Origin of the sequence: Streptomyces sp. GQFP, assembly GCF_021545335.1 — a bacterium.
Lineage (GTDB): Bacteria > Actinomycetota > Actinomycetes > Streptomycetales > Streptomycetaceae > Streptomyces.
This window is the reverse complement of the sequence record NZ_CP089312.1, coordinates 4,129,926-4,152,019: the sequence shown is the minus strand read 5'-3', so window position 1 is coordinate 4,152,019 and position 22,094 is coordinate 4,129,926. Positions and strand designations below refer to the sequence as shown.

Genomic DNA, 22,094 nt, shown 5'->3' with positions numbered 1-22,094 from the left:
GCCGTTTGTCAGTGAACGGGATCGGCGGGATGCGGAGCCAGCAGCGGCAACTGCGAGGCCAGCCGCTCCTCGCACAGCTCGACCAGCCGGTCGTACCCCGCCTTGCCCATCAGCTCGACCAGCTCCGGCCGGTACGACACGTACACCGGGTCGCCCGCGCCGTGCGCCGAGGTCGCCGACGTGCACCACCAGTGCAGGTCGTGGCCGCCCGGACCCCAGCCGCGCCGGTCGTACTCACCGATCGACACCTGGAGCACGCGCGTGTCGTCGGGCCGGTCGATCCAGTCGTACGTCCGCCGCACCGGAAGCTGCCAGCAGACGTCCGGCTTGGTCTCCAGCGGCTCGCGGCCCTCCTTCAGGGCCAGGATGTGCAGCGAGCAGCCCGCGCCGCCCGCGAACCCCGGCCGGTTCTGGAAGATGCAGGAGCCCTGGTAGGGCCGGGTCTGTCGCGAGCCCTCCTCGTCCTCCGAGGTCCAGCCGGACTTGGTGCCGACATCGTGCAGCTGCCAGATGTCGGGCGTGAGTCGCGCCACATGTCCGGCGACCCGCTTCTCGTCGTCCTCGTCGGAGAAGTGGGCACCCAGCGTGCAGCAGCCGTCGTCCGCACGGCCGGCCTGGATGCCCTGGCAGCCGCTTCCGAAGATGCAGTTCCAGCGAGAGGTCAGCCATGTCAGGTCACAGCGGAAGACCTGTTCGTCGTCCGCAGGATCAGGGAACTCCACCCACGCGCGCGCGAAGTCGAGCCCCTTCTCGTCGCCCGCCGTGGCCGACTTCGAAGATTTTGTGGATTTCGGGGACTTCGCGGAGGGGGCTGACGTTGCCGACTTGTCGGCCTTTGCCTTTTTCGTCTTTGGCACGCGTCCAGGGTAAGTGGCCCGGACCCCCTTCCGGCACCGCTCCGGGGACGGATGCGGTCTCGGCTGGCAGTAGCGTTTCGTACATGAGACTCGGTGTCCTCGACGTGGGATCGAACACGGTGCATCTGCTGGTGGTGGACGCACACCCTGGCGCGCGCCCGCTGCCCGCGCATTCGCACAAGGTCGAGCTGCGGCTCGCCCAACTCCTCGACGAGGCCGGGGCCATCGGCCCCGAAGGGGTCGACAAACTCATCGGCGTGATCCAGGACGCACTCCAGGCCGCCGAGGACAAGGGCGTCGAGGACCTGCTCCCGTTCGCCACCTCGGCCGTGCGCGAGGCGACCAACGCCGACGACGTCCTCGCGCGCGTGCAGGCCGAGACAGGCGTCGAGCTACAGGTCCTGACCGGCGCCGAGGAGGCCCGCCTCACCTTCCTCGCGGCCCGCCGCTGGTTCGGCTGGTCGGCGGGCAAGCTCCTCGTCCTCGACATCGGCGGCGGCTCCCTGGAGATCGCCTACGGCATCGACGAGGAACCCGACACCGCCGCCTCCCTCCCGCTCGGCGCCGGCCGCCTCACCGCGGGCTGGCTCCCCGGCGACCCGCCCGACCCCGACGACATCAGGTCGCTGCGCCGCCATGTACGCGCCCAGATCGCCCGTACGGTCGGCGAGTTCAGCCGCTTCGGCGCCCCCGACCACGTCGTCGCCACGTCGAAGACCTTCAAGCAGCTCGCCCGCCTGGCCGGCGCGGCCCGCTCCACGGACGGCCTGTACGTCCAGCGCGAACTCAAGCGCGAGTCCCTCCAGTCCCTGGTCCCCGAACTCGCCTCCATGACGACAGCGGAGCGAGCGGCCCTCCCCGGAGTCTCGGAAGGCCGAGCGAACCAGCTGGTCGCGGGCGCCCTGGTGGCAGAGGCGGCGATGGACCTCTTCGCCGTAAAAACCCTGGAGGTCTGCCCCTGGGCCCTCCGAGAGGGCGTAATCCTCCGCAGACTGGACCACATGGGCACCCACTTGGGCACGGAGTAGCAGTACTTGTCGAGTGACCTGGGCGGTCCCCACCCAGGGGCGCCGGGCCGTGTCATTGTGCGGCTCCGCCGCGCGGACGCGACAAGCTCCGGCCCTTCTGGGGCGACCTGGGCGGCACCTACCTAGGGGCGCGGGGAACTGCGCGACAAGCCACCCACGGCCCGCACCCGCCCAACCACCGAACCCCGGCGGCGAATAGGCACCCCAACACCGGCCAACCTACTCACCCCGTACCCTGTCCCCGTGGCAGAACCAGTCGTACGCATCCCGGATGCGAAGGTCGCCCTGTCCACGGCCTCCGTGTACCCGGAGTCGACGGCGACGGCCTTCGAGATCGCCGCGCGACTCGGATACGACGGCGTCGAGGTCATGGTCTGGACGGACCCGGTCAGCCAGGACATCGAAGCCCTGCGCAGACTGAGCGACTACCACCAGATCCCCATCCTCGCCATCCACGCCCCCTGCCTCCTCATCACCCAGCGCGTCTGGTCCACGGACCCCTGGACCAAACTCCAGCGCGCCCAGGCGGCAGCCGAGAAACTCGGCGCGACGACAGTCGTCGTACACCCCCCCTTCCGCTGGCAGCGCCAGTACGCCCGCGACTTCGTCACCGGCATCTGGCGCATGGCCGACGAGACGGACGTCCGGTTCGCCGTCGAGAACATGTACCCGTGGCGCTACCGCGACCGCGAGATGCTCGCGTACGCCCCCGACTGGGACGTCACGAAGGACGACTACCGCCACTTCACGATCGACCTCAGCCACACCGCGACCGCCCGCAGCGACGCCATGGAGATGGTCGACCTCATGGCCGACCGCCTCGGCCACGTCCACCTCGCCGACGGCAACGGCTCCAACAAGGACGAGCACCTCGTCCCGGGCCGCGGTACGCAACCCTGCGCCGAGCTGCTCGAACGGCTCGCGCACACCGGTTTCGACGGCCATGTCGTGATCGAGGTCAACACCCGCCGCGCGATGTCCAGCGCCGAGCGCGAGGCCGACCTCGCCGAGGCGCTCGCCTTCACCCGCCTCCACCTGGCCTCGACCGTCAGAGCTGTCCCCGGCGGGGGACCGCGCCCATGACGAGCGCGGCCCCCCGCCGCGGCCGGGGACGACCCTCCCGTACGGACTCCGCGGACGCCCCCGCGGCCCGCGACCGCATCCTGACGGCGGCCCGCGAGGAGTTCTCCGAACGGGGGTACGACAAGACGTCCGTACGCGGCATCGCGAAAGCGGCGGGCGTGGACTCGGCGCTGGTCCACCACTACTTCGGCACGAAGGAGCAGGTCTTCGAGGCGTCGATCGAGGTGGCCGTCGGCCCCCTTCTGAGCGCCCCCGGCTCGATCGCCGAGGGCCCCCTCGACGGCGTCGGCGAGCGCCTGGCCCGCTTCTTCTTCGGCGTCTGGGAGAACCCGGCGACCCGCAAGGCCCTCCTCGCGATCGTCCGCTCCGCCGTGAACAACGAGGCAGCGGCCGGCGTCTTCCGCCGCCTGATCTCCACCCAGCTCCTCCGCCGAGTAGCCGCCCAGCTGGACCTCCCGGACGCGGAACTCCGCGCCGAACTGGCAGCGGCTCAACTGGTCGGCATCGTGATGCTGCGCTACGTGATCAAGATCGAACCCCTGGCCTCGGCGAACCCGGAGCAGATCATCGAACGGGTGGCTCCCGCGATCCAGGCCCACCTGGCCGGGCCCCAATAGGGGGCGGGGGCTGAGCTTCCAGCGGACGGCGCGATGGGCTGGCCTTAGGGGCGCGGGGAACTGCGCGACCAGCCCCCACCGGACCCGCACCCGCCCACCAAGCTCCGCACCCAAAAACGAGACACTCATCCCGCATTCCGGACACCGTGTCGGCAACCGGAACACCCGGCGTACGCTCGACGTGAGTCAAAACTCTCCGAAGGAGCGAGCGACGATGCCCGAGCTCAGGTCCCGCACAGTCACCCACGGCCGCAACATGGCGGGCGCCCGCGCCCTAATGCGCGCCTCCGGTGTACCGGGCGCGGACATCGGCCGCAAGCCGATCATCGCGGTCGCCAACAGCTTCACCGAGTTCGTGCCGGGCCACACCCACCTCCAGCCGGTGGGCCGCATCGTCAGCGAGGCCATCAAGGCCGCCGGCGGCATCCCGCGCGAGTTCAACACGATCGCCGTCGACGACGGCATCGCGATGGGCCACGGCGGCATGCTGTACTCCCTCCCCTCCCGCGACCTCATCGCGGACTCGGTCGAGTACATGGTCGAAGCCCACTGCGCCGACGCCCTGATCTGCATCTCCAACTGCGACAAGATCACCCCGGGCATGCTGAACGCCGCCCTGCGGCTCAACATCCCCACGGTCTTCGTCTCCGGCGGCCCGATGGAGTCCGGCCGCGCGACCCTCGTCGACGGCACGGTCCGTACGCTCGACCTGGTCGACGCGATGTCCGAGGCCGTGAACGAGAAGATCTCGGACGAGGACATCCTCCGTATCGAGGAGAACGCCTGTCCGACCTGCGGTTCCTGTTCCGGCATGTTCACGGCCAACTCGATGAACTGCCTCGCGGAGGCCATCGGACTCGCCCTCCCGGGCAACGGCTCGGTCCTGGCCACGCACACGGCCCGCAAGGCCCTGTACGAGAACGCGGGCCGCACGGTGATGGACATCACCCGCCGCTACTACGAGCAGGACGACGAGACGGTCCTGCCCCGCAACGTCGCCACCTTCGCGGCCTTCCAGAACGCCATGGCGCTCGACATCGCGATGGGCGGCTCGACCAACACGATCCTGCACCTGCTGGCCGCCGCCCAGGAGGCCGGAGTCGAGTTCGACCTGGACGACATCAACGAGGTCTCGCGCCGGGTGCCCTGCCTGGCGAAGGTCGCGCCGAACGTCGCCAAGGACCGCACGTACTACATGGAGGACGTGCACCGCGCCGGCGGCATCCCCGCCCTCCTCGGCGAACTGCACCGCGCGGGCCTGCTCAACGAGGACGTGAACTCGGTTCATAGCCCGTCCCTCGCGGACTGGCTGAAGACGTGGGACGTGCGCGGCGGCTCGCCGTCGCCGGAGGCCCTGGAGCTGTGGCACGCGGCGCCCGGCTGCGTCCGCTCCGCCGAGGCCTTCTCCCAGTCGGAGCGCTGGGAGGCCCTGGACACGGACGCCGCCGGCGGCTGCATCCGCAGCGCGGAACACGCGTACTCGAAGGACGGCGGCCTGGCCGTCCTCAAGGGCAACCTCGCCGTCGACGGCTGCGTCGTGAAGACGGCCGGCGTCGACGAGTCGATCTGGACCTTCGAGGGCCCCGCGGTCGTCTGCGAGTCGCAGGAAGAGGCCGTGGAGAAGATCCTCACGCAGCAGGTCAAGGAGGGCGACGTCGTCGTCATCCGCTACGAGGGCCCCAAGGGCGGCCCCGGCATGCAGGAGATGCTCTACCCGACCTCGTACCTGAAGGGCCGCGGCCTCGGCAAGGCCTGCGCCCTGGTCACCGACGGCCGCTTCTCCGGCGGCACCTCGGGCCTCTCCATCGGCCACGCCTCCCCCGAGGCGGCCTCCGGCGGCACGATCGCCCTTGTCAAGGACGGCGACCGCATCCGCATCGACATCCCGAACCGCACGATCGAGCTGCTGGTCGAGGACGACGAGCTGGCCCGCCGCGAATCCGCCCTGAACGGCGTCTACGCCCCCGTCTCCCGCGAACGCAAGGTCTCCCAGGCCCTGCGCGCGTACGCGGCGATGGCCACGAGCGCCGACCGGGGCGCGGTCCGGGACGTGTCGAAGCTGGGCTGACGCCCGCAGCGTCTGTAGAGAAGGGCCGCTCCTGAGGAGCGGCCCTTCTTCGTACGATTCTTGGCTTCTGTACGTGTTTTCAGCCGCCGCCCGTCACCAGCGCGCCGGATCGCCCGCGTCCACCGCGAAGACGGAACCGTCGGGAGCGCTCGCGTACACACGCCCGTCGGCGACGACGGGGGCGGGCAGCGAGGCCGCGATCGTGTCCGAGGCCGCGTCGAGCCGGGGCGAGGTTTGCCCGACGAGTGTCCCCGTACGGGCGTCGACCGCGATCAGCCGACCGTCGGCGGCGGTGAAGTACACGTACCGCCCGTCGACGGCCGGCGCCGAGCCGAGGCTCACGGACGTCTGCAGCGACCAGAGTTGCTTCCCCGCCGCCAGATCCACGGCGGTCAGCCCACCTCCCGCCGCCATCAGATAGACGACGTTGCCGCGCACGGCACCCTGGGCCCGCGTGAGCGGAACGGTCACGTCGACCCTGCGCGTGGCCCCGCTCTCCGGGTCGTAGGCGACGACGGCGACCGTGTCCCCGTACTCGCTGTCGAGAGCCGCGAAGAAGACGGAGGCGCCCTCGGAGGTGGTGCCGATGGGCCTCAACTCCCCGTCCAGCCGTTCCTGCCAGCGCACGTCACCGGTGTCGGGGTCCAGCGCGGCGACCCGGGTGCTCGCCCCGCCCTCGTCGGGGCTCGTGGCGTACGCGAGCTGGTCACCGGCGAAGCCGAACAACTGCGGCCCGCTCAGATCGGCGATCCGCCGGTTCCACTTGCTGTCGCCGGACGCGCTGTCGACGCCGGTGACCTTCCCGTCGGCGCCGACGAGCAGGGTCATTCCGCCGGCGTATCCGAGGCCGACGCGGTCGGACGAGGTCTCCTGCCAGCGGATGCCGCCGGTGCGGGGGTCGAGCGCCTCCATCCGGGGGCCCTCGTTCTGCGGGGGGTGCACGAGCCCGCCCGACAGGACGGGCGGGCGGCTGGCAACGAGCGTGGCGTCGATCGGGTGCCGCCACAGGACGGTGCCGTCAGCGGGGTCGATGGCGGAGACCAGCCCCTTCTGCGCACAGAACAACTTCCCGCCGCCGTACGAGCAGAGGGGCATCCCGGCGTCGTCGCCGGCCGGCCGTACCGACCAGCCCCGGAAAGCTGCGGCAGTGGTCGCCGTACCGCCACCGGAGGAATCCCCCTTGGGCGAGGCGGCCGGATCACCGCCGAGCACCTGCACCGAGGCGAACACACCCCCGGCGACGAGAACGAGCGCACCGGCGGCGAGGAGGACACGCTTGCGCAGCCGCCGCCGATCCGAACGCCGCTCGGGGGATGGGGAGTTGGGGGAGGACGAAGGGGAAGCGGGGGAGCCGGGGGAGACGGAACCGGAACCGGAACCGGTGCTGGAGGCACTTCGCTGCTCGGGTATGAACGACTGCGTGTCATAAGAGGCGGCAACCGACCTGAGCGCCCGCATGAGTTCATCGGGAGTGGGCCGGTCCTCGGGTTCCTTGGCGAGGCAACGGAGCACCAGCGGGGCGAGGTTGGTCGGCACGCCGGTCAAGTCCGGCTCGTCGTGCACGACTTGGTAGGCGACGACGTACGGACTGTCCGAGTCGAACGGCCCGCGCCCGGTCGACGCGTGCACCATCACCGACCCCAGGGCGAAGATGTCGGCGGCCGGCCCGACCTCCCGGGGCCGCCGGAACTGCTCGGGCGCCATGAACGGCGGCGTACCGATCAACTTGCCGGTCTCGGTGCGCAGTTCGCTGTCCTTCGGCCGAGAAATGCCGAAGTCGATGACCTTCGGACCGTCCTCGGCGAGCAGCACATTGCTCGGTTTCAGGTCCCGGTGGACGACCCCGACCCGGTGAATGTCCCGCAGCGCCTCGGCGAGCCCGGCCATCAGCCGCCGCAACTGACCGGCACTCATGGACCCGTTCCGCTTCACCTCCTCGGCGAGGGTCGGCCCGGGAATGAACAGGGTGGCCATCCAAGGCCGTTCGGCATCCGGGTCGGCATCGACGACGGGCGCGGTGAAGGCACCGCTGACGCGCCGGGCGGCGGCGATCTCCTGCCGAAAACGCCCCCTGAACTCAGGATCCTTGGCGAACTCACCATGAATGACTTTCACGGCGAGCTTCATCCCGGAGGTACTCCGGGCCAGATGCACCACGCCCATGCCGCCGGAACCCAGCCGTGACTCCAGACGGTACTGACCGGCGTACTCCGGAAGTTCCGCTTCCGCGCCGGGTCCGGAGTTCCGCTGTGGCGTCATGGACTCACCCCCGTGCTGTTCGGCCGCGCGCGCGACGGACGGAGCCTAGTCGATGAGGTTGACGGGACAGAGGCGGCTTGCTGACGCGGGTGTACGAGTTACGTACATGTGTTTCATGGCGTGTTTTAGGGGTATCAACGGGACCCCATGGCAGTCATGGGGGTCCAACGGGGGAGGTTTTTTCATGTCCACAGACCACATCGGGGAGAGAACGGCCGACGAGGCGAACGAGGCGATCGAGACGAACGGGGCGGGCCGGACGGAGCTGAAGATCACGACCGCGGCGGCGGCAGCGGCCGTGCGCTACTACTCGGTCGCCCCCGGCTACCGCCTCAACGTCCGCAGCGGCCCCGGCACCAGCTACACCATCGTCCGCGTCCTGTCCGAGGGCGCCAAGATCCCGATCTACTGCCAGCGCCCCGGTGAGTCGATCGCCGGTCCGTACGGTACGTCGAACATCTGGGACAACATCGACAACGGCCAGTACGTCTCGGACGCGTACGTCCTGACAGGCAGCGACGGCTACGTGGCACCGCGCTGCTCGTGAGCGTGTGATCCACCCGGGTACCGGCACCGGCATTCGGTGCCGGTACCCGGCTGGCGATAATCGAGGGGTGAGCGACAAGAACGCCGGGGGCGGCGACACAGGCCCCAGCCCCGAGCCCATCCGCTTCTTCGGCACGACGTGGGTGGAGCGCGACGCGGGTTACACGGCCCGCCGGTTGGGAGTGGCCGTGGGCTCGCTGCTCGCAACGGCGGCATCCTGCCTGATCCTGCGCTTCGCGTACGAGGGCCTACGAATAGGGCAGGTGGGCGGGGTCGTGACCCTCCTGGTGGTGATCATGTTCGCCACATGCAGCGCGCTGGCGTTCGGCCACACCTGGGGCGCCTTCACCAAACGCCCGGACCCGACCCGCCAGGCCACCCTCCGAGGCCTGCTGACGATCGGCTTCGTAGGCTCCCTGGCGGCGTACTTCCTCCGCTCCCTGCGCGAGGCCCCCGGCGAGTCCCTGAACCGCCAGGAATACGAGACGGCCCGCGACCAACACACCCGCAAAACAACCCGCCGAACAGGCAACCCAGCAAAGAGGCAAAGGCCCTGAGGGGGGCCGGCTGCATTTCTTTCGCCCCCGCCGCCCCTACCCGTCCCATCCTTCTGGGGGCTGCCGCCCCCAGACCCCCGCTCCGGCCCTGAAGGGGCCTTGTCCTCAAACGCCGGACGGGCTGAGTGCGTTGTGGCAAACCGGATCTTGTTCGGGCGGCAGCGGGTGACCATCTGGACGGAGGTTCGGGTGCGGTCGCGGGCATGAGAGAACGGGCCCCTTGGTAGTGACGCGGTTACGACACCAGCACGACCAAGGAAGCCCGTTGCCTGATCAGTTGAGCACTGTCTCTGCGTATGCGTCCACCGCGGTCACCCCTGGGTGTGACTGCTACGTGCACCGGTTCGGTTCGCTCACTCCGGGACGGCGGGCAGGCTGCTATCCGAGTGACATGACGGATGCGGAGTGGGCCGAGGTCCGCGCCGCGATGCCGGTGCCGGCCTGGCTCCTCAAGCGGGGCGGGCGTCCGGAGGCGTACTGCCACCGGACAATGCTCGACGCGGTGCGCTACCTGGTCGACAACGGCGTGAAGTGGACGGCTCTGCCGGTCGATTTCCCTTGCTGGCGGGCGGTCTACGACTTCTTCCGCCGCTGGCGGGCCTACGGCTATGTGCGTGAGCTGTACGAACGCCTGCGACGTTCGGCGAGAGAACGCGCAGGCCGCAACGCCGAGCCCAGCGCGGGGATCATCGACAGTCAGTCGGTGGACGCCTCCGAGACCGTCGGCGAGGACAGCCGCGGATACGACGGCGGCAAGTCACGTGACGGGCGCAAGCGTCACATCCTGACCGACACCGACGGTCTGCTCCTGGAGGTGACCGTGACCACGGCCGATGTGCACGACTCCAAGGCCGCCCCCGCACTGCTGGAGACGTTCATGCAGCAGCCGGGACGGCTGCTGAAACTGGTGTGGGTCGACAGCGCCTACCAGGGTCCGGCGCTGGCGAAGGCGTTCGCCCGTCACGGAGTGCGGACCGAGGTCGTGCGCCGCTGTGACGGACAACGCGGATTTGTCGTACTGGCCCGCAGGTGGGTCGTGGAGCGAACGCTGAGCTGGCTCGCCCGCTCACGCCGCCTCAACCGCGACCACGAACGCCGCCCCGACCACCACGCCCAGATGGTGTGGTGGGCCGCCGTGATCAGACTGTCCCGGCGCCTGGCCGCAGACGCTCCGCGCTGGCCGGAGAAACGCCCCGCCCGACTGCTCCGGGCGCGGGCATGAACCGTCCGTCCTGCGCCCGCACCAGCCAGCCCCGCTTCTCCAGCACATAGGCACGGTGCCGGATTTTCTCCACCTCGTTCTTGATCTCCGCTTCCCGGCCCACCGCCCGCGTCAGCTCCACTCCGTTCACCGGCCCCGAAGCGGCCACCACCGCGGCGAACACCTCCCGATACAGGCCGCCGAGCACATCCTCACCCATACCCGACCGCCACACCGGCGGCCTCTCGCCATACCCCGCGCCCAAGCCGCCCGACCCCACGGCGGCAGCCATCTCACCACCAGACGGCACCGGAACCGGCGTATTCACCGGGCTCTGCCCGGCCAGCACCGACACAAGCTCCTCACGCCCCACCCGGGCCCGCTCAACGCGCTCCCGCGCGGCATCCACCTCCGCCTGAGCCTGCTCCAGAACCTCCGTCCAGGACTCCAGATCCTGCCTCGCCCGCGCCTCACGCTCTTCCATCAACCCCAGCACCGACGGCATCGCACCCTCCTCGATCCACAACAAGCCGTCCGCTGCCTGCCCCTACACCGTCGCCGTCATGCCCCACACACGAAGAAGCCCCTGCTCATCGAACAGGGACTCCCTTTGCCACAACGCACTGAGTAGTGCCGGCCGGGGCTTGATCTTTCAGCCCGTCCGGCGTTTGAGGACGAGCGCGTTCAGCGCGACTTTCCCACCCACCCGCCTGCACCCCCTCCAGCCCGTCCGGCGTTTGAGGACGAAGGGGGGTCTGGGGGCGCAGCCCCCAGGGATGGGAACGGGTAGGGGCGGCGGGGGCGAGAAACACCCCCACCCAAGCCCCAACTCTTCTCCAAACCCCTACCCCCCACCCACACCCCCCGCCACCATGTCCACATGACGGCCTCCACCCAACCCCCCAGCCAGTCCCCCTCCCCGTCTCCCTCCCCCTCCCGAGCCGCCTCCTTCAACACAGCCGCATCCCAGTACGCCCAAAACCGCCCCTCCTACCCACCCGCCCTACTCGACGCAATAGAACACCTGGCCGCCCACCCCCTCACCGGCTCCCGCGTCGCAGACATCGGCGCCGGCACCGGCATAGCCACCGCCCTCCTCCACGCCCACGGCGCCCACGTGATCGCAGTCGAACCCGGCGACGGCATGGCAGCCCAGTTCCGCCGCACCCTCCCCGACGTCCCGATCGTCCGAGGCAACGGCAACGCCCTCCCCCTGGCCGACGCCTCCGTCGACTTCCTCACCTACGCCCAGTCCTGGCACTGGACCGACCCGGAACTCGCGATCCCGGAGGCCCTCCGCGTCCTGCGCCCGGGCGGCGCACTCGCCCTGTGGTGGAACACGTACGCCATGAACATCCCCTGGATCGCCGCCCAGGCGAACCGCATCCAGTACTTCTTCGGCATAGACACGGTCGTGGAGCAGAACGGCGCCTACATCCGCGCCGCAGACCCCTCGGGCCGCCTCGACTTCACCCGCCGTCAGCTCCGCTGGAGCCGCCGCGTCACGATCGACACCCACCTGGCCAACCTCGGCAGCCACTCGCTCTTCCTGGTCCACGACAAGGAGGAAGCCGCGGCCTTCCTGACCGAGGAACGCAACCTCCTGCTCAAGCTCTTCCCGTCCGAAACACTCGAAGAGACCTACGACGTAGACCTACTGGTAGCGAAAACCTCAACCACCTGACCCGCCCCCGGCACCACCACCGGCACCCGCACCCGCACCCGCACCCGCACCCTGATCCACCCCCCGCCCTCGCCCCCGCCCAGCAACCCACCCCTCCAAAGCTGCCGCACACGCATGATCCACATGCCGAAGCCCACCCAACTCCAGCCGAACCTCACGCCTCCGAGGCAATGCCTCCAACGCATCCAGCAACTTGGGCAACCGCAAGAACGTCGCATGCCCGACGACCCGTACGACAACAACACCGTCACCACCGTCACGGCCGTCGCCCTGCTCACCGCCCTCCACATGCACATACACATGACTGATATCCCAGGCGACCTTCCCCACGGCCAGCGCAAGCCCGACCACCACCCCGGCGATCAAATTCCCCACGACAACGGCCCCGGCCGTCACCACCAGCACCACCACCTCCCCCCGATGCCCCCGCCACAACACCCCCACCTCCCGCACAGGCATCAACCCGCACCCGGCGCAGACAAGTAGCCCGGCCAGCGCGGCCACGGGAATCACCCCGAGCACCCCCGGCACGACCACCGCGAAACCGAGCAGCCACACCCCGTGCAGTACCCGTGACACCTTCGTACGGGCCCCGGCCTCGATATTCGCCGCACTCCGTACGACCACCGCGGTCATCGGCAACGCCCCGAGCACCCCGCACACCGCGTTCCCGGCCCCCTGAGCCATCAACTCCCGGTCGTAGTCGGTCCGCGCCCCCTGATGAAGCCGATCGACGGCCGCCGCACCGAACAACGACTCCGCGGACGCGATCAGGGCGAAGGCGACGACCGTCCCGATCACCCCCACCTCCGCGAGCCGCCCGAAATCCGCCGCCTCGGGCACCCGTACGGCAGCCAGCAGCCCCCGCACCTCGACCCGCCGCACATCCAGGTCGAACCCCCAGGTCACCCCCGTCGCGAGCACCACCGCCACCAACGGCCCGGGCACCAGCCGCGTCCCCCACGCCCAACGCCGCCACAACAGCAGTACGGCGATGGTGCCGCCCCCGACAGCCAACGCCACGGGATCCGCGTCCCCGGGCAGCGAGACCAGCCCGCCCACCTTCCCGAGCGCACTCGCGGGCGCGCTCACGTCACCGAGGGCGTACACCTGCCCGGCGACCAGCACGATCCCGATCCCGGCGAGCATCCCCTGGACGACGGCCACGGACACCGCCCGGAACCACCGCCCGAGCCGCAACGCCCCCAGCCCGACCTGCACCACCCCGGCCGCGAACACGACCACCCCGAGCACTTCCAGTCCGTACGCCCGCACGGCCTCGTACACCAGCACGGTCAGCCCCGCCGTCGGCCCGCTCACCTGCAGGCTGCTGCCTGGCAGCGCCCCCGCGACCAGCCCACCGACGATCCCGGTGACCAGCCCCAGCTCGGCGGGCACACCGGAGGCGACGGCGACGCCCACGCACAACGGCAGCGCGACGAGAAAGACGACGAGCGAAGCGAGCAGATCGGCCTTGCGCACACGAAGGCGCATGACGAACACACCTCCGACAGCGAACGGAAGCGGGGCGGGGGAGCCGTACGGCGAATGAATCCCATTGTCGGCAGATCGGACAGGCGCAGCGCCCGCATCGCACGGCCCCCAGCCGAAAACCGGAGTCAATCGAAGCCCCCGGAGTCACCCGAACCGAACGCCCCTCCTCCGATCACCCCACCACGCGCCTGCGCCCCCACCCGCTCGACGCACCACCTTGACGAGCCGCCGAACGACGAGCATTATTCATCACATGATGAATTACACCGACCCCCCTCCCGGAAGGGCGGTCGAAGCCGTCCGGGCCGAAGCCCTCACTGTCGTACGAGGAACCCGAACCGTCCTGCGCGCCCTCGACTTCACCGTCCCGCGCGGCCAGATCACCGGCCTGCTGGGCCCCTCGGGCTGCGGAAAATCGACCCTGATGCGCGCGATCGTCGGCACCCAGGCCAAGGTCACCGGCACCCTGGAGGTCCTCGGCCACCCCGCCGGCCACCCGACCCTCCGCAACCGCATCGGCTACGTGACCCAGGCCCCGTCGGTCTACGACGACCTGACGGTCCGCCAGAACCTCGCCTACTTCGCCGCGATCCTCGACCCCGGCCGCGCGGCAGCCGACCGCCGCCACGAGAACGTCACCCGAGCCATCGCCGATGTCGACCTCACCACCCACGCCGACACCCTCGCGGGCAACCTCTCCGGCGGCCAGCGCAGCCGCGTCTCCCTGGCGGTGGCCCTCCTCGGCGCCCCCGAACTCCTGGTCCTGGACGAACCGACGGTAGGCCTGGACCCCGTACTCCGCCGCGACCTGTGGGCCCTGTTCCACACGATCGCGACGACCCGCGGAGCGACGTTCCTGATCTCCTCCCACGTCATGGACGAGGCCGAACGCTGCCACCGCCTCCTCCTCATGCGCGCCGGCGAACTCCTGGCCGACGACACCCCGGAGGCCCTGCGCACCCGCACGGCGACGGAGACGGTGGAGGAGGCGTTCCTGCACCTGGTGGACGAAGCAAAGAAGCCGCAGACAGAGCAGACAGAGCAGACAAAGAGGAAGCAGCCCCAGCAATGACCACCTCAACGGCCGCCCCGACACCCACCCGCCCCCGCCCCCGGACAACGGCCCTGAACGCCTCCCGTACGACAGCCACGGCAGCCCGCGTCCTGGCCCAACTCCGCCACGACCCACGCACCATCGCGATGCTGATCGTGCTCCCGAGCCTGCTCCTGCTCCTCCTCCGCTATGTCTTCGACGGCAGCGAGCGCACGTTCGACGGCATCGGAGCGTCGCTCCTAGGGATCTTCCCTCTGATCACGATGTTCCTGGTGACCTCGATCGCCACCCTGCGCGAACGCACCTCGGGCACCCTCGAACGCCTCCTGGCCATGCCCCTCGGCAAAGGCGACCTCATCGCCGGCTACGCCCTGGCCTTCGGAATCCTGGCCATCATCCAGTCGGCCCTGGCCACCGGCCTCGCGGTCTGGCTCCTGGGCCTGGACGTGACGGGCTCCCCCTGGCTCCTCCTCCTGGTGGCCCTCCTCGACGCCCTCCTGGGCACGGCCCTGGGCCTCTTTGTCTCGGCCTTCGCGTCATCGGAATTCCAGGCGGTCCAGTTCATGCCGGCGGTGATCTTCCCCCAGCTCCTCCTCTGCGGCCTCTTCACCCCCCGCTCCGAGATGCACCCGATCCTGGAGGGAATCTCGAACGTCCTCCCCATGTCCTACGCGGTGGACGGCATGAACGAGGTCCTCACCCACACAGACATCACCACCAACTTCGTACGAGACACCCTGATCGTCGCGAGCTGCGCCCTCCTGGTCCTCACCCTGGGAGCAGCAACCCTCCGCCGCCGAACCACCTGAGTGTCCTTGTCCTGGACATCCCGCCCACCGGACACCCACCCCACCCCTCACCCCCCAATGCGAGGATGACCCCGGACGACGCAACCCCCGGAGGGCACCGCACCATGACCCAGAAAGTCGCAGTCCTAGGCACCGGCAAAATCGGCGAAGCCCTGCTCAGCGGAATGATCCGAGCCGGCTGGGCCCCCGCCGACCTCCTGGTCACCGCCCGCCGCCCGGAACGAGCCGAAGAACTCCGCACCCGCTACGGAGTAACCCCGGTCACGAACCCCGAGGCCGCCAAGATCGCCGACACCCTGATCCTCACGGTCAAACCGCAGGACATGGGCACCCTCCTCGACGAACTGGCCCCCCACGTGCCCGCCGACCGCCTGGTCATCAGCGGAGCCGCCGGCATCACCACCACCTCCATCGAGGCCCGCCTCACCACCGGCACCCCGGTCGTCCGCGTCATGACGAACACCCCGGCCCTGGTCGACGAGGCCATGTCGGTCATCTCCGCCGGCAGCCACGCCACCGCCGACCACCTCGCCCACACCGAGGAGATCTTCGGCGCCGTCGGCAAGACACTCCGCGTCCCCGAGTCCCAGCAGGACGCCTGCACCGCACTCTCCGGCTCGGGCCCGGCGTACTTCTTCTACCTGGTCGAGGCCATGACGGACGCCGGCATCCTGCTCGGCCTGCCCCGCGACAAGGCCCACGACCTGATCGTCCAGTCCGCGATCGGCGCCGCCGTGATGCTCCGCGACAGCGGCGAACACCCGGTGAAACTCCGCGAGAACGTCACGTCCCCCGCGGGCACCACGATCAACGCCATCCGCGAACTGGAGAACCACGGCGTACGAGCCGCCCTCATCGCCGCGCTGGAAGCAGCCCGAGACCGCAGCCGAGCCCTGGCCTCGGGCAACAACACCTGACGCCTACCGAGGCCCCGCGCCCACCACAGCCCACCGCCGCATGGCCCCCAGGTAGTTCCCCAACGTCAGATGCCCGGTCGGCTTGATCCCACTGAAGACCCGCGTCATCTCTTCCCCATCTCCTGCTCTTCCGGTCGAGACCACCGCACCCGGCCGGCCGACCCCTCAGGAGGGAGAAACAAGAACGGCCGCCGAGGCGGCGGCCGTTGAGTACATACGTGTGTACGGCCGCCGTCAGGCGGCCCACCACTGCTGGGTGCACGTATGCGTGGTCATGGGCACGAGAGTACGCCGCGAGGCCCCCCTCCGACACCGAGTTGACACACCCCAGACCCATACGTAGTGTTCTCCGAGTTGTCCGACGTGAGCGCCGACCCCGGTCGGTCCCCGGACAGCCATTCCGCAGGTACCTAGCAATGGTCGACGACCTGTCGTCGTGCGCCGTTGGCGTGTCATTGGCATGCGTATTCGCGAAATGAGGAATCCGCGTTCGAAAGGACGCACCCCCCGATTAGCTCGGGGGCAGGGAATCCGCTAAAGTCTCACTCGTCGGAACGGCCCAACGGCCGGGAAGACAAGCCCCACTGACTGGGAATCAGGCCCGAAAGGATCTGATAGAGTCGGAAACGCAAGACCGAAGGGAAACTGCCCGGAGGAAAGCCCGAGAGGGTGAGTACGAAGGAAGCGTCCGTTCCTTGAGAACTCAACAGCGTGCCAAAAATCAACGCCAGATATGTTGATACCCCGGCTCACAGGCTTGTGTCTGTGGGTTGAGGTTCCTTTGAAGCAGTAAACACAGCGAGGACGCTGTGAACGGTCGGGCTTATTCCGCCTGACTGTTCCGCTCTCATGTGTGCTGACCCGATTACGGGTTGACATTCACGGAGAGTTTGATCCTGGCTCAGGACGAACGCTGGCGGCGTGCTTAACACATGCAAGTCGAACGATGAACCACTTCGGTGGGGATTAGTGGCGAACGGGTGAGTAACACGTGGGCAATCTGCCCTGCACTCTGGGACAAGCCCTGGAAGCGGGGTCTAATACCGGATGATACTTCTGCTCGCATGGGTGGGGGTTGAAAGCTCCGGCGGTGCAGGATGAGCCCGCGGCCTATCAGCTTGTTGGTGAGGTAGTGGCTCACCAAGGCGACGACGGGTAGCCGGCCTGAGAGGGCGACCGGCCACACTGGGACTGAGACACGGCCCAGACTCCTACGGGAGGCAGCAGTGGGGAATATTGCACAATGGGCGCAAGCCTGATGCAGCGACGCCGCGTGAGGGATGACGGCCTTCGGGTTGTAAACCTCTTTCAGCAGGGAAGAAGCGCAAGTGACGGTACCTGCAGAAGAAGCGCCGGCTAACTACGTGCCAGCAGCCGCGGTAATACGTAGGGCGCAAGCGTTGTCCGGAATTATTGGGCGTAAAGAGCTCGTAGGCGGTCTGTCGCGTCGGATGTGAAAGCCCGGGGCTTAACCCCGGGTCTGCATTCGATACGGGCAGACTAGAGTGTGGTAGGGGAGATCGGAATTCCTGGTGTAGCGGTGAAATGCGCAGATATCAGGAGGAACACCGGTGGCGAAGGCGGATCTCTGGGCCATTACTGACGCTGAGGAGCGAAAGCGTGGGGAGCGAACAGGATTAGATACCCTGGTAGTCCACGCCGTAAACGGTGGGAACTAGGTGTTGGCGACATTCCACGTCGTCGGTGCCGCAGCTAACGCATTAAGTTCCCCGCCTGGGGAGTACGGCCGCAAGGCTAAAACTCAAAGGAATTGACGGGGGCCCGCACAAGCAGCGGAGCATGTGGCTTAATTCGACGCAACGCGAAGAACCTTACCAAGGCTTGACATACACCGGAAACTGGCAGAGATGTCAGCCCCCTTGTGGTCGGTGTACAGGTGGTGCATGGCTGTCGTCAGCTCGTGTCGTGAGATGTTGGGTTAAGTCCCGCAACGAGCGCAACCCTTGTTCTGTGTTGCCAGCACGCTCCTTCGGGGGTGGTGGGGACTCACAGGAGACTGCCGGGGTCAACTCGGAGGAAGGTGGGGACGACGTCAAGTCATCATGCCCCTTATGTCTTGGGCTGCACACGTGCTACAATGGCCGGTACAATGAGCTGCGATGCCGTGAGGCGGAGCGAATCTCAAAAAGCCGGTCTCAGTTCGGATTGGGGTCTGCAACTCGACCCCATGAAGTCGGAGTTGCTAGTAATCGCAGATCAGCATTGCTGCGGTGAATACGTTCCCGGGCCTTGTACACACCGCCCGTCACGTCACGAAAGTCGGTAACACCCGAAGCCGGTGGCCCAACCCCTCACGGGGAGGGAGCTGTCGAAGGTGGGACTGGCGATTGGGACGAAGTCGTAACAAGGTAGCCGTACCGGAAGGTGCGGCTGGATCACCTCCTTTCTAAGGAGCATCTAGGCCGCCAAGCACGCTTGGTGGTCCAGGGCCATTACGTCGGCACACGTCCGGCGGTGGTTGCTCATGGGTGGAACGTTGATTATTCGGCACACTTGATCGTCTTCTCCTTCCAGTACTGTCCTTCGGGGCGTGGAACGAATGAGGGAAGCGGCGAGTGGGCCGGGCACGCTGTTGGGTGTCTGAGGGTACGGCCGGTATGGCTGCCTTCAGTGCCGACCCCGGTAAAACATCACGTAGTGGTGTGTGACGGGTGGTTGGTCGTTGTTTGAGAACTGCACAGTGGACGCGAGCATCTGTGGCCAAGTTTTTAAGGGCGCACGGTGGATGCCTTGGCACCAGGAACCGATGAAGGACGTGGGAGGCCACGATAGTCCCCGGGGAGTCGTCAACCAGGCTTTGATCCGGGGGTTTCCGAATGGGGAAACCCGGCAGTCGTCATGGGCTGTCACCCACATCTGAACACATAGGGTGTGTGGAGGGAACGCGGGGAAGTGAAACATCTCAGTACCCGCAGGAAGAGAAAACAACCGTGATTCCGGGAGTAGTGGCGAGCGAAACCGGATGAGGCCAAACCGTATACGTGTGAGACCCGGCAGGGGTTGCGTGTGCGGGGTTGTGGGATCTCTCTTTCACAGTCTGCCGGCTGTGAGGCGAGTCAGAAACCGTTGATGTAGGCGAAGGACATGCGAAAGGTCCGGCGTAGAGGGTAAGACCCCCGTAGTCGAAACGTCAACGGCTCGTTTGAGAGACACCCAAGTAGCACGGGGCCCGAGAAATCCCGTGTGAATCTGGCGGGACCACCCGTTAAGCCTAAATATTCCCTGGTGACCGATAGCGGATAGTACCGTGAGGGAATGGTGAAAAGTACCGCGGGAGCGGAGTGAAATAGTACCTGAAACCGTGTGCCTACAAGCCGTGGGAGCGTCGGATATGTGCTTGCACATATCTCGTGACTGCGTGCCTTTTGAAGAATGAGCCTGCGAGTTTGCGGTGTGTTGCGAGGTTAACCCGTGTGGGGAAGCCGTAGCGAAAGCGAGTCCGAATAGGGCGGTATAGTAGCGCGCTCAAGACCCGAAGCGGAGTGATCTAGCCATGGGCAGGTTGAAGCGGAGGTAAGACTTCGTGGAGGACCGAACCCACCAGGGTTGAAAACCTGGGGGATGACCTGTGGTTAGGGGTGAAAGGCCAATCAAACTCCGTGATAGCTGGTTCTCCCCGAAATGCATTTAGGTGCAGCGTCGTGTGTTTCTTGCCGGAGGTAGAGCACTGGATAGGCGATGGGCCCTACCGGGTTACTGACCTTAGCCAAACTCCGAATGCCGGTAAGTGAGAGCGCGGCAGTGAGACTGTGGGGGATAAGCTCCATGGTCGAGAGGGAAACAGCCCAGAGCATCGACTAAGGCCCCTAAGCGTACGCTAAGTGGGAAAGGATGTGGAGTCGCAGAGACAACCAGGAGGTTGGCTTAGAAGCAGCCACCCTTGAAAGAGTGCGTAATAGCTCACTGGTCTAGTGATTCCGCGCCGACAATGTAGCGGGGCTCAAGCGTACCGCCGAAGTCGTGTCATTCATACAACAGGGCCAACGCCTGTATGGATGGGTAGGGGAGCGTCGTATGCCGGGTGAAGCGGCGGCGGAAGCCAGTCGTGGACGGTTTACGAGTGAGAATGCAGGCATGAGTAGCGATACACACGTGGGAAACGTGTGCGCCGATTGACTAAGGGTTCCTGGGTCAAGCTGATCTGCCCAGGGTAAGTCGGGACCTAAGGCGAGGCCGACAGGCGTAGTCGATGGATAACCGGTTGATATTCCGGTACCCGCTGTGAAGCGTCAAACATCGAGCCCATTAATGCTAAAGCCGTGAAGCCGTTCCGGACCCTTCGGGGAAAGGAAAGTGGTGGAGCCGCTGACCCAAGGTGGTAGTAGGTGAGTGATGGGGTGACGCAGGAAGGTAGTCCATCCCGGGCGGTGGTTGTCCCGGGGTAAGGGTGTAGGACGAACGGTAGGCAAATCCGCCGTTCACATAGTCTGAGACCTGATGCCGAGCCGATTGTGGTGAAGTGGATGATCCTATGCTGTCGAGAAAAGCCTCTAGCGAGTTTCATGGCGGCCCGTACCCTAAACCGACTCAGGTGGTCAGGTAGAGAATACCGAGGCGTTCGGGTGAACTATGGTTAAGGAACTCGGCAAAATGCCCCCGTAACTTCGGGAGAAGGGGGGCCATCACCGGTGATTGAATGTACTTCATGAGCTGGGGGTGGCCGCAGAGACCAGCGAGAAGCGACTGTTTACTAAAAACACAGGTCCGTGCGAAGCCGTAAGGCGATGTATACGGACTGACGCCTGCCCGGTGCTGGAACGTTAAGGGGACCGGTTAGTCCAACTTCGGTTGGGCGAGGCTGAGAACTTAAGCGCCAGTAAACGGCGGTGGTAACTATAACCATCCTAAGGTAGCGAAATTCCTTGTCGGGTAAGTTCCGACCTGCACGAATGGCGTAACGACTTCTCGACTGTCTCAACCATAGGCCCGGTGAAATTGCACTACGAGTAAAGATGCTCGTTTCGCGCAGCAGGACGGAAAGACCCCGGGACCTTTACTATAGTTTGATATTGGTGTTCGGTTCGGCTTGTGTAGGATAGCTGGGAGACTGTGAAGTGGGCACGCCAGTGTCTGTGGAGTCGTCGTTGAAATACCAGTCTGGTCGTGCTGGATGTCTAACCTGGGTCCGTGATCCGGATCAGGGACAGTGTCTGATGGGTAGTTTAACTGGGGCGGTTGCCTCCTAAAGAGTAACGGAGGCGCCCAAAGGTTCCCTCAGCCTGGTTGGCAATCAGGTGTTGAGTGTAAGTGCACAAGGGAGCTTGACTGTGAGACCGACGGGTCGAGCAGGGACGAAAGTCGGGACTAGTGATCCGGCGGTGGCTTGTGGAAGCGCCGTCGCTCAACGGATAAAAGGTACCCCGGGGATAACAGGCTGATCTTCCCCAAGAGTCCATATCGACGGGATGGTTTGGCACCTCGATGTCGGCTCGTCGCATCCTGGGGCTGGAGTCGGTCCCAAGGGTTGGGCTGTTCGCCCATTAAAGCGGTACGCGAGCTGGGTTTAGAACGTCGTGAGACAGTTCGGTCCCTATCCGCTGCGCGCGCAGGAACATTGTGAAGGGCTGTCCCTAGTACGAGAGGACCGGGACGGACGAACCTCTGGTGTGCCAGTTGTTCTGCCAAGGGCATGGCTGGTTGGCTACGTTCGGGAGGGATAACCGCTGAAAGCATCTAAGCGGGAAGCCTGCTTCGAGATGAGTGTTCCCACCCCCTTTGAGGGGTTAAGGCTCCCAGTAGACGACTGGGTTGATAGGCCAGATCTGGAAGCCCGGTAACGGGTGGAGGTGACTGGTACTAATAGGCCGAGGGCTTGTCCTCAGTTGCTCGCGTCCACTGTGTTAGTTCTGAGACAACGAACAGTTGTCGGCTAGAGCTTGAACCACACAAAAGAAAAGTG

At 66.8% G+C, this 22,094-nt stretch carries 15 protein-coding genes, 2 rRNA genes and 1 pseudogene; 13 read left to right on the top strand and 5 right to left on the bottom strand.

Going from position 1 to position 22,094, the window contains the following annotated elements:
- Positions 1–8: 8 nt before the first annotated feature.
- A complete protein-coding gene (locus tag LUX31_RS18405; protein ID WP_235475868.1) occupies positions 9–857 on the bottom strand; it encodes a hypothetical protein in 849 nt (282 codons plus the stop codon).
- Positions 858–940: 83 nt separating this feature from the next.
- Between LUX31_RS18405 and LUX31_RS18400 the strand changes: the two genes are divergently transcribed.
- The 4 genes from LUX31_RS18400 (at position 941) to ilvD (ending at position 5,653) form a co-directional block, all read left to right on the top strand.
- Positions 941–1,885, top strand: a complete 945-nt coding sequence (locus LUX31_RS18400) for a Ppx/GppA phosphatase family protein (RefSeq protein WP_235475867.1) — start codon at positions 941–943, stop codon at positions 1,883–1,885.
- A 243-nt stretch (positions 1,886–2,128) separates the two neighbouring features.
- Positions 2,129–2,968 (top strand): sugar phosphate isomerase/epimerase family protein, encoded by an 840-nt coding sequence (locus tag LUX31_RS18395; protein WP_235475866.1) that lies wholly within the window; start codon positions 2,129–2,131, stop codon positions 2,966–2,968.
- Positions 2,965–3,585, top strand: coding sequence for a TetR/AcrR family transcriptional regulator (locus LUX31_RS18390; RefSeq protein ID WP_235475865.1), 621 nt, complete (start codon positions 2,965–2,967; stop codon positions 3,583–3,585). Before LUX31_RS18395 ends, LUX31_RS18390 begins: the two co-directional genes overlap by 4 nt.
- A gap of 214 nt (positions 3,586–3,799) precedes the next feature.
- Positions 3,800–5,653, top strand: a complete 1,854-nt coding sequence (ilvD, locus tag LUX31_RS18385; protein ID WP_235475864.1) for a dihydroxy-acid dehydratase — start codon at positions 3,800–3,802, stop codon at positions 5,651–5,653.
- 93 nt (positions 5,654–5,746) lie between these two features.
- On the opposite strand, the gene LUX31_RS18380 is transcribed toward ilvD, so the two are convergent.
- Positions 5,747–7,912 carry a protein kinase domain-containing protein gene (locus LUX31_RS18380; RefSeq protein WP_235475863.1) on the bottom strand — a complete coding sequence of 722 codons (2,166 nt, stop codon included), beginning with the start codon at positions 7,910–7,912 and terminating at the stop codon, positions 5,747–5,749.
- 184 nt (positions 7,913–8,096) lie between these two features.
- On the opposite strand from LUX31_RS18380, the gene LUX31_RS18375 reads away from it, so the two are divergent.
- The 3 genes from LUX31_RS18375 (at position 8,097) to LUX31_RS18365 (ending at position 10,237) form a co-directional block, all read left to right on the top strand.
- Positions 8,097–8,459, top strand: coding sequence for an SH3 domain-containing protein (locus LUX31_RS18375; protein ID WP_235475862.1), 363 nt, complete (start codon positions 8,097–8,099; stop codon positions 8,457–8,459).
- Between the two features lie 67 nt (positions 8,460–8,526).
- Positions 8,527–9,015, top strand: a complete 489-nt coding sequence (locus LUX31_RS18370; protein ID WP_235475861.1) for an EamA/RhaT family transporter — start codon at positions 8,527–8,529, stop codon at positions 9,013–9,015.
- Between the two features lie 391 nt (positions 9,016–9,406).
- Positions 9,407–10,237 (top strand): IS5 family transposase, encoded by an 831-nt coding sequence (locus LUX31_RS18365; RefSeq protein WP_235475860.1) that lies wholly within the window; start codon positions 9,407–9,409, stop codon positions 10,235–10,237.
- Here LUX31_RS18365 and LUX31_RS18360 read toward each other — a convergent pair.
- Entirely contained in the window at positions 10,155–10,721 is a 567-nt protein-coding gene (locus LUX31_RS18360; RefSeq protein ID WP_235475859.1) for a hypothetical protein, read from the bottom strand. The genes LUX31_RS18365 and LUX31_RS18360 overlap by 83 nt on opposite strands.
- Before the next feature lie 375 nt (positions 10,722–11,096).
- On the opposite strand from LUX31_RS18360, the gene LUX31_RS18355 reads away from it, so the two are divergent.
- Positions 11,097–11,900: a class I SAM-dependent methyltransferase gene (locus LUX31_RS18355; RefSeq protein ID WP_235475858.1), complete on the top strand. Its 804-nt coding sequence runs from the start codon at positions 11,097–11,099 to the stop codon at positions 11,898–11,900.
- Here the strand turns inward: LUX31_RS18355 and LUX31_RS18350 are convergent.
- Positions 11,889–13,394: a SulP family inorganic anion transporter gene (locus LUX31_RS18350; protein ID WP_235475857.1), complete on the bottom strand. Its 1,506-nt coding sequence runs from the start codon at positions 13,392–13,394 to the stop codon at positions 11,889–11,891. The genes LUX31_RS18355 and LUX31_RS18350 overlap by 12 nt on opposite strands.
- Positions 13,395–13,647: 253 nt before the next feature.
- On the opposite strand from LUX31_RS18350, the gene LUX31_RS18345 reads away from it, so the two are divergent.
- From LUX31_RS18345 to proC, 3 genes are all read left to right on the top strand, one after another.
- A complete protein-coding gene (locus LUX31_RS18345; RefSeq protein WP_235475856.1) occupies positions 13,648–14,466 on the top strand; it encodes an ABC transporter ATP-binding protein in 819 nt (272 codons plus the stop codon).
- Entirely contained in the window at positions 14,463–15,257 is a 795-nt protein-coding gene (locus LUX31_RS18340; RefSeq protein WP_235475855.1) for an ABC transporter permease, read from the top strand. Before LUX31_RS18345 ends, LUX31_RS18340 begins: the two co-directional genes overlap by 4 nt.
- A 104-nt stretch (positions 15,258–15,361) precedes the next feature.
- Positions 15,362–16,174 (top strand): pyrroline-5-carboxylate reductase, encoded by an 813-nt coding sequence (proC, locus tag LUX31_RS18335; RefSeq protein ID WP_235475854.1) that lies wholly within the window; start codon positions 15,362–15,364, stop codon positions 16,172–16,174.
- 21 nt (positions 16,175–16,195) lie between these two features.
- Here the strand turns inward: proC and LUX31_RS18330 are convergent.
- Positions 16,196–16,282, bottom strand: a pseudogene (locus tag LUX31_RS18330) (hypothetical protein); the annotation flags it as partial.
- A gap of 770 nt (positions 16,283–17,052) precedes the next feature.
- Between LUX31_RS18330 and LUX31_RS18325 the strand changes: the two are divergent.
- Both LUX31_RS18325 and LUX31_RS18320 read left to right on the top strand, forming a co-directional pair.
- Positions 17,053–18,581 (top strand): 16S ribosomal RNA (locus LUX31_RS18325).
- Positions 18,582–18,893: 312 nt separating this feature from the next.
- A 23S ribosomal RNA gene (locus LUX31_RS18320) occupies positions 18,894–22,015 on the top strand.
- The 16S and 23S rRNA genes sit together here, the layout of an rRNA operon.
- The last annotated feature ends 79 nt before the right edge of the window (positions 22,016–22,094 follow it).